The organism is Vibrio aestuarianus (assembly GCF_012395185.1).
Taxonomy (GTDB): Bacteria; Pseudomonadota; Gammaproteobacteria; order Enterobacterales; family Vibrionaceae; genus Vibrio; species Vibrio aestuarianus.
The window spans coordinates 1-7,921 of sequence record NZ_JAAZTU010000062.1 but is presented as its reverse complement, the minus strand read 5'-3'; the positions used below and the strand labels follow the sequence as shown (position 1 = coordinate 7,921).

Annotated in this window: 5 protein-coding genes; 2 read left to right on the top strand and 3 right to left on the bottom strand. The window is 41.7% G+C overall.

What is annotated here, in order from left to right:
- Window positions 1-121: 121 nt before the first annotated feature.
- Window positions 122-379, top strand: coding sequence for a hypothetical protein (locus HGG78_RS18030; protein ID WP_053310581.1), 258 nt, complete (start codon window positions 122-124; stop codon window positions 377-379).
- Window positions 380-591: 212 nt separating this feature from the next.
- On the top strand, window positions 592-3,348 hold the full coding sequence (locus HGG78_RS18025; protein WP_172533725.1) for an immune inhibitor A domain-containing protein: 2,757 nt from the start codon (window positions 592-594) through the stop codon (window positions 3,346-3,348).
- A gap of 80 nt (window positions 3,349-3,428) precedes the next feature.
- On the opposite strand, the gene HGG78_RS18020 is transcribed toward HGG78_RS18025, so the two are convergent.
- From HGG78_RS18020 to HGG78_RS18010, 3 genes are all read right to left on the bottom strand, one after another.
- Window positions 3,429-4,289 carry a lipase secretion chaperone gene (locus tag HGG78_RS18020; RefSeq protein WP_254068256.1) on the bottom strand — a complete coding sequence of 287 codons (861 nt, stop codon included), beginning with the start codon at window positions 4,287-4,289 and terminating at the stop codon, window positions 3,429-3,431.
- Window positions 4,290-4,295: 6 nt separating this feature from the next.
- On the bottom strand, window positions 4,296-5,237 hold the full coding sequence (locus tag HGG78_RS18015; protein ID WP_168524545.1) for a lipase family alpha/beta hydrolase: 942 nt from the start codon (window positions 5,235-5,237) through the stop codon (window positions 4,296-4,298).
- 281 nt (window positions 5,238-5,518) lie between these two features.
- Window positions 5,519-7,744, bottom strand: a complete 2,226-nt coding sequence (locus HGG78_RS18010) for a leukocidin family pore-forming toxin (protein ID WP_172533724.1) — start codon at window positions 7,742-7,744, stop codon at window positions 5,519-5,521.
- Window positions 7,745-7,921 lie beyond the last annotated feature (177 nt).

Below are 7,921 nucleotides of genomic sequence, written 5' to 3'. Positions count from 1 at the left end.
CATGTTAACTATATATGTTGTTAATGGGATCCTTTGTGAAATTGAAAAACATTCACACTTGCTATAGATATACCGAATATATAAATTGTTACAAATAGTTCACAAAACATACGGACATGCCGTGAAACATTTAATCTCTTTTATATTAATTAGTTACTCCACGATCACCGTCGCACAGCCTATGGTTAACGATGAAGCTTTGATTTCATCTTTGATCGAACGTGGTGTTATATGTGAAGGGCTCACATCCGAAGAACAACAACAAGCCTTAAATATCTATCTACAAAAAAAAATAAATAATAAGAATACCAACTCAAACGATAAAGATCCTAACCCGACTGATACTTGTATTTCAGCCAAGTACAAAGAGAAAGCTTAAATATATTGAGTTTACAGCAGTGTTGACGACGCTTACTCCCCCAATTACATAGTTAATCTATGCTCATGGGGATGAAATGACTTGCCACCTACCTGCAACTCTAAGTGGTTTTGGTATACCGTAAAATTCAATATTCACTGATTCTTATTTAAAAAATAGAAAATAGTGAAATTGCAATACCATAAATATAGGAAATAAAATAAGGAAATAAAATGAAACTTATGAGGAAAACATTGCTCACGTCTGCAATGGTCACTCTATTTAACGTCAGTGCTTACGCACAAACACCCATTGATTTAGGTACAGTAAACGAAGATAAGCTGATTGAAATGTTAGTGCGTAATGGTGTTATTGATACTCACGCTTCTGACGCAGCTAAACGTGATGCATTAGACCGCTACCTAGAGCATAGAATTAATTCTGGTTTTCACGGTGATGCACAATTTGGTAAAAAGGCTCTTGAGCAACGAGCCAAAATACTAAAAACCATCGAAAAACAAAAAGGGATGCAAAAAGCGAGTGTTTTCGCGTTAGATATAAGTACTAAACGTACAGATAAAGTGCTTGCTTTATTGGTTGACTTCCCTGATTTACCTTGGAACGACAATAAGCTAACCAATGAGCACACCGAAATGCTCTACACGAGTTACGAACCAGCACACTACCAAGATTTATTATTCTCTAGCGCAGGTTACACTGGCCCCAATGGTGAAAACTTCATTTCAATGCGCCAATATTATGAGAGTGAATCCGGCAATAGTTACAGCGTGTCTGGGCAAGCAGCTGGCTGGTATCGTGCTTCCAAAAATGCGGCGTACTATGGCGGTAACTCCCCGACCACAGATAGCGACATGAACGCGCAAGAGTTAGTGCGTGAAGCGCTTAATCAATTGGCGCAGGACCCAAGCATCAACCTAGCCGATTACGATATCGAAGACCGCTACGATTATGATGGAGACGGTAATTTCCGCGAACCAGACGGTGTTATTGATCATTTAATGGTGTTTCATGCCTCAGTCGGTGAAGAAGCCGGTGGTGGTGTACTTGGCCCTGATGCGATTTGGTCTCACCGTTATAATTTAGGTCAATATCACGTACTAAAAGGAACACAAAGCACTGTACCGGGTCGTTTTAACGGTCAATATGCGGCTTATGATTACACTATCCAGCCAATTGATGCAGCCGCTGGAGTTTGTGCTCATGAGTACGGACACGACTTAGGGTTACCAGATGAATACGATACACAGTACACCGGTAAGGGTGAACCTGTTTCTTATTGGTCTATCATGTCATCGGGTAGTTGGGCTGGTAAAATTGGTGGCACACAACCTACTGCATTCAGTTCTTGGTCCAAACAGTTTTTACAAAAAGCCATTGGTGGGCGTTGGATTAACGACGATCAAATCTCTATTAATGATCTGGAGAATAAGCCACGAGTCTTCACGCTGTTCCAAACAACCGATAACTCTCGCCCTAATATGGTGAAAGTCGATTTACCAATGAAACGTGTAGACGGCATTAAACCTTATGCTGGCGAGTTCTCATTCTATTCAAATAAAGGCGACGACCTGAAGAACAGCATGTCGCGCAAACTTTCGATTCCCGCTGGTAGCAACGCTATATTAAGCTTTAAAGCATGGTATCAAATCGAAAAAGATTATGATTTCGCTCGTGTTCTGATTAATGGCCAAGCACTTTCAGGCAATATCACCACGATGGATGACCCTTACAATACTGGTCTTGCACCTGCTATTTCTGGGGAATCAAACGGCTGGATTGATGCGACATTTGATGTTTCTCAATGGGCTGGACAAGAGGTTGAATTGAGCTTCGACTACGTGACCGATGGCGGTCTCGCGATGGAAGGTTTGTATATCGATGACGTGACGCTTGAGGTCGATGGCACTCAGACGGCGATTGATGACGCAGAAGCAACCTCAACTTTTACCTTTAAAGGTTATACCGTCAACAATGGCTTCCACCAAGCGCCGCATTACTACTTATTGCAATGGCGCAGTCATAATGACGTTGACCAAGGTTTAGCCAACATTAAGCGTATGGGGCAATTAATGACCTTTGAACCCGGCTTACTGGTTTGGTATGTCGATGAATCTTACGCCGATAACTGGGTAGGTAAACACCCGGGCGAAGGTTGGTTAGGTGTGGTCGATGCCGATCAAAATGCCTTGGTTTGGTCAAAGACTGGCGAAGCGGCACAAACTCGTTACCAAGTTCGCGATGCTGCATTTTCTCTTCAAGATCAAGCGCCGTTACGCTTAGTCTCCTCCGACGGTGATGTTCTGCAAGATAGTAGTTTAATCGGCAATGGTAATTTCTCAGATGATCAAGACTACAGCTCACCAATGGCTCCGGATTCCGGTCGTAAATTAACTGAATTTGGGTTGATGATCGATATTGTGAATCAAGGTCAAAATAATGAATATGGTGTAGTTCGTTTATCAAAAGTGAGTGAGCAAAATAGTGAGCCTGTTGCAAACTTTGAACTCAAAACCGAAGGGCTAACCGTCACTGCCTTTAACTACAGTGCTGATCAAGATGGTGAATTAGTCAGTTATGTGTGGGACTTTGGTAATGGTCAAAACAGCACTGACATGGCACCAACGTGGCATTATGCTAAGGCAGGTGATTACTCAGTAACCTTAACGGTGACAGACGATAAAGGAGCAACAAATACCGTCACTCGCACAGTTCATGTGGAACTACCTAATGCTCTACCGAAAGCCAATGCGAAGTACATCCATCTTGGTCGCTGGGTGACTATGTGGTCAACAAGTAGTGATAACGATGGGCGTATTGTTGATATTGAGTGGACATTACCGGATGGCAAAGTAAAACGTGGTCGCGCCTTTACTTCGATTTTCCCAAGCTATGGTAATCACGAAGTCACCCTAAAAGTGATGGATGATAAAGGGGCAACGGTGACAAAAACGATTACTGTCAACTTGTAACTACCCTTTATCTTTTATAGAAAGCTTGAGCGCAACTTAGGTTGCGCTCTTTTTTATAAGAGATATAAAAAGAGGAATGGTTAAAGCGTATGGTCTTGCATTCTTTCTAAGGCTTCCACTCGCTTAAGCTGTTTTGCATCAAATGTTTCGCTTCGTAACTGTGCAATGTACTGCTTTTTTTCATCATCGGTTAAGGCTTGCTCATTCAGCACACTTTCTCTTTGTTGTAGATAAATCGCTAACTGCTCAGAAAATCGTTCTCTTTGTTGGTCTAGCTCTGCCAACCGTTGTGCCCCTTCCTCTCCGACTAACTCAACACGTTCTAAATATTGTGCTTGAGGAGATCGTTCATCATTTTTATTTAACGCAGGAATAAGCCGCGCATTATATTCACTACGTTGGATGTATTGAGCCTGCTTACTCAGTAGAACCTGCCACTGCTGTTTTGCATCTTGTTGATCAATTGCTTGATTTTTGATTCGCAACTTATTAATCGCTAATTCACGTAACGCATTATCATTGGCAAATAAAAGCTGTTGTTGTTCTAAGGTAAAAAACTGACTTTGTAACATTAATAAGCGTTGGTGAATTTGTTCCAAGGTGAGTAGCTCTAATTTCGATGACTCCCACGCAAAATCCAAAGATGCCAGTGCTTGCTTGTAGAGAATAAATTGCTCTAACAAAGCGTCATCAACCGTCATTCCTTCTTTTTGCTGAGCATATTGCAAAGTGCGTTGTTCAACTTCAGCTAAGCTACTCTCACCGAGCGTAGAGATAAAATAATTGATGAGATCATAGCTTGAAGCGTCATCAATTTGAGTATCCATTTGAGATGGTGTTTGTAACGCGGTGGGTAACGTCGACGATTGTCGCAGAAAAAAAACCAACCCAAAGATCCCAGAGACAACAACGAAACCAAATAGCGCAGGCTTTTTCATCATGACTCCTTACAAACCTTGTAGTTTGAGACGATTTGCATGTTGACGATATAGAGTGACAGGGTCAGTTTCAAAAAGGTGATGTATCCCAAGCAAACCGTTAATTTCATCCAAATGATTCATTTTATAGTCATCTCGGATCACTTTGCCTAAGTGAGCACTGCATGCACCAACAAGTCCATCATTTGGTCCATCAAACGCCAAACCTAAAATGGTCATTGCACCGTCGGTAGGGTCAAGTACATTGGTGAAGGTAGAAGCTCCTGTCCACGAGTAATAATAAACGCCGTTTTCGGCCAGTAACTCACCATCTCCACACTCTGACGTTGGGATCCCTTCAGGGTAATAATGGTTGAATTCTAATGAACCTTTAGTGGTTAATGCCTCTAAAGACGCAAGCGGATCTTGTTCTAAATCCGTTCCTCCAGAGAGCAAACTAATCAGCCCTGATAGCCCCTCAGCCAGTTTAATCGCAGCTGCCTCCGAAAGTGAACCGTCTGCAACATGCCCCCTGACTAAGTCAGCCACTTTAGAACCTTTATTGACACCACCGATACTTGTTACAGAGGCAATTAAATCTGGTCTGACCGATGCCACATAGCGAGCTGTCGGACCACCATGGCTATGACCAATTAAGTTGGCTTTTTGTGCACCAGTAGCCACGAGTATTGACTCGACTTGCTGCAACAACTGTTCACCACGTAGTTCTGTGCTATTTGTCGCTGAGACCTGAGCAACATAAACCGTAGCTCCATCCTTAGTTAGCGATTGAGGGATACCATAGAAATAATCAACGCCAGCGAGGGTATCAAAACCGAACAACCCATGAACCAATACTATCGGGTACTTTGTTTGCGTGTAGCCGGTAGGATTCAGTGCAGCAGCACTGGTTGCTGCAAATATCGAAGTGCTCAATAAATAAAGAGCAGCAATAATGATCGTTTTTCTCAAAAGATGTTCCTTCTTTGTATAGGGTGTTAACTTGAGTCGTACTAAGTCAAGAGATCAGACCTCTTACGAGCAACCTAACTGTAGAAGAAACCATTGATTTTTCAGTTTAAAACTTAAAATCCGTGAACGCGGCACAAAAATCAACAGTTATTATGAACATTGTGCAAATAAAAATGCACTCACCTTTTAGCCAAATTTCAGATACCTGTTCAATAACGCGGTATCAATACCATTGACTAAAAACATGAGTGCATAGCTGCAAATTGTGCTTTATTAAAATATTAATTTAGGACAAATTGCATTCCATCGACTAACCAACCACCTGACCATATTTTGACTTGGCGAAATGATGTACCAATCGGTAAATCGAAGGTTTCGTCATGCGTGCTTAGCGCATAATTGGTTGAACCAACCACTTGCGATGAACCATCATCATAAGTAAACGTCATTGCTAACAAATGATTACCACCATATTGGAATTCACCCGAGGTCAGCTTAATTTTCGTGACTCTATTTAAGTCAATTTGCGTTAGGCTGCCACTATCACCACCATGCATGGCATTCTCCTGTGTTCCAATAGCATCAATGGCTGCACCATGCCGTATGTATAGCTGACCTGATTGGTCGACATCTTGTACTGATAGTGACCCTGTCGTGAAGCCAAATACCGGTGTTTCATTTTCTGAATTAAACACGTTTGTATAAGCGGTGATAGTTCTGGTACTCACGGTATCACCACCTGCTGCGTACAAGCCTAAAGCACCCGTCGTTTTATCGTGGCCTAGAATTTCGTGCGAGAACACATTACTGAGCTTGTCACTATTCTCGATCCATTCCCAACGTTGACTTAAGTTAGATCCACAAGTTTGAAGCTGATTAAGTGCCTGTCCATCAAGACATTGATGTGTGTTATTCGCACTCACGTAACGGCCTAATTGATCATAGATGAATGACTGTGAATTCTTAGTTTCATCACAGATAGCTGAAGTAAGAGTGCCATTATCAGAAACATCAACACAGCGGTTGTTAAAACTCGCCAGTTGTAGATTTACTGGTCGTCCACCAGTGAAAACAGGATGCTCCCAATCGACAGTAAAGCTTGCACTTTTACTGACTCTACGACGCACTGTGTCTTCAAAGCCATGATATGACTGGTGTGCACCCACTACGTAGTAATGTTTATAAGCTCCATTATAAATTGGACGAATATTCACCGAAGAATCTATAGTGAACTCTGTTGTGCCGGTAGCATTAGAAGCGGCTTTATAAATCACATCCATTTTAGGAACAAAACTGGCGTAACCAATTGGATGGATACGGTTGATATCAATAGGATATTTATTAACCCACAACGCGTCCGTTGAGCGATCCATCATTGATTCAGCCGTCGCATACTGACTACGGTACCATTTAAAACTCACATTTTGCGGGCTACGAGAACCACGCTCAACCGCATAGTCAGATTTAGTGTAAGTTAACCAGCGACTCTGGTTATAACTCGCGTTCGCTTCTAGTTTCCCTTTTGGTCCATCTTTATTGACTTCAACGCCGCCGTTGACCCCCAATTGAAAACCTGAAACTTCCTTATGCTCAAAGTCGCTATTTAAATTTTCACGCGGAAATGTCTTTAAAATTTGAGCTTTGTTATTCGATGAGTTGAAAACAAACTGATAGTCTTGGGCAATAGCATCCGTCGACCAATCCCTGAACCAAGCATCCAGTGTTACGTAATCAGCTCCATACTGGCGATAATCGAGACGATCATTCAAATGAATGCCCGCACCGCTGGCGTCATCATCTAGGCTAATACGCACAATTTTGGCATCAGGCGTCGCAGAACCTATCGTGCCATACTGCAGAGAGCGCTCAAGGTTAACTCTATAAATCAATGAGATATTAGGGTTGTCACAGAAAACTCGCGTTCCTTTATTCCAAAAATGTGAATTGTTAAACGTGCACTCATTATCGGTAATCGGACGATTAACATTTAAATAAAAGGCCACATGCGGCAACGAGTTAGTTTCAGCATTATTACTTGAACGCAGTACAGGCTCTGTACTGCGACGTTGCCGAGAATGAGACACCTTGCTCGCTTCAAGTAAGGTGATATTGGGGTCATTTTCATCTTCTAACGGTGTAAAAAGCAGTTCGCCTTTATGCTCACTAATGATTAATAGATCGCTAGAAAATGCTAAACCTAGTTTCTTTCTGAACAATGCCTTTGCTTCACTTCTTTGTTGCTCATCATCAATATTACTGAAATCAACAAAGTAACGTTGATGTTGACTGAGTACGTTATCACGAATTTCAGCCAGGGTTGGTGGCTCGACATCGTTCTGCAACCAGTAGCTAGCATTTAAGTAATTTATTTGGCTGTCATCCTGAAGCTCACTGAATATTTCAATGGCCAAACCTTGAGGCTGATTGATCTCAGCCATTGCGGTGTTCCATACCAAACCTGACATAATGGCGATAACGCTTACTGCTTTATTTTTGTTTATTGGCATATAAACCTCTAAGCACTTTTAATTATTATCTGGTGAAAACCTAAAGAGTTACTTAGGTATTCCATCGTTTATGATTTCTCTAAAATGAGGAAAATTCCTACAAATTAATTGACACAAAGATCAATAGCGCTTTTGAAAAGCATTTAAAAGGCTTGATTTAATTTATATGAGTAGGGA

Bases quoted from the DNA above. Each gene is read 5' to 3' on its own strand.
- HGG78_RS18010 (WP_172533724.1), bottom strand. From the start codon at position 7,744: ATGCCAATAAACAAAAATAAAGCAGTAAGCGTTATCGCCATTATGTCA.
- HGG78_RS18020 (WP_254068256.1), bottom strand. From the start codon at position 4,289: ATGATGAAAAAGCCTGCGCTATTTGGTTTCGTTGTTGTCTCTGGGATC.
- HGG78_RS18025 (WP_172533725.1), top strand. From the start codon at position 592: ATGAAACTTATGAGGAAAACATTGCTCACGTCTGCAATGGTCACTCTA.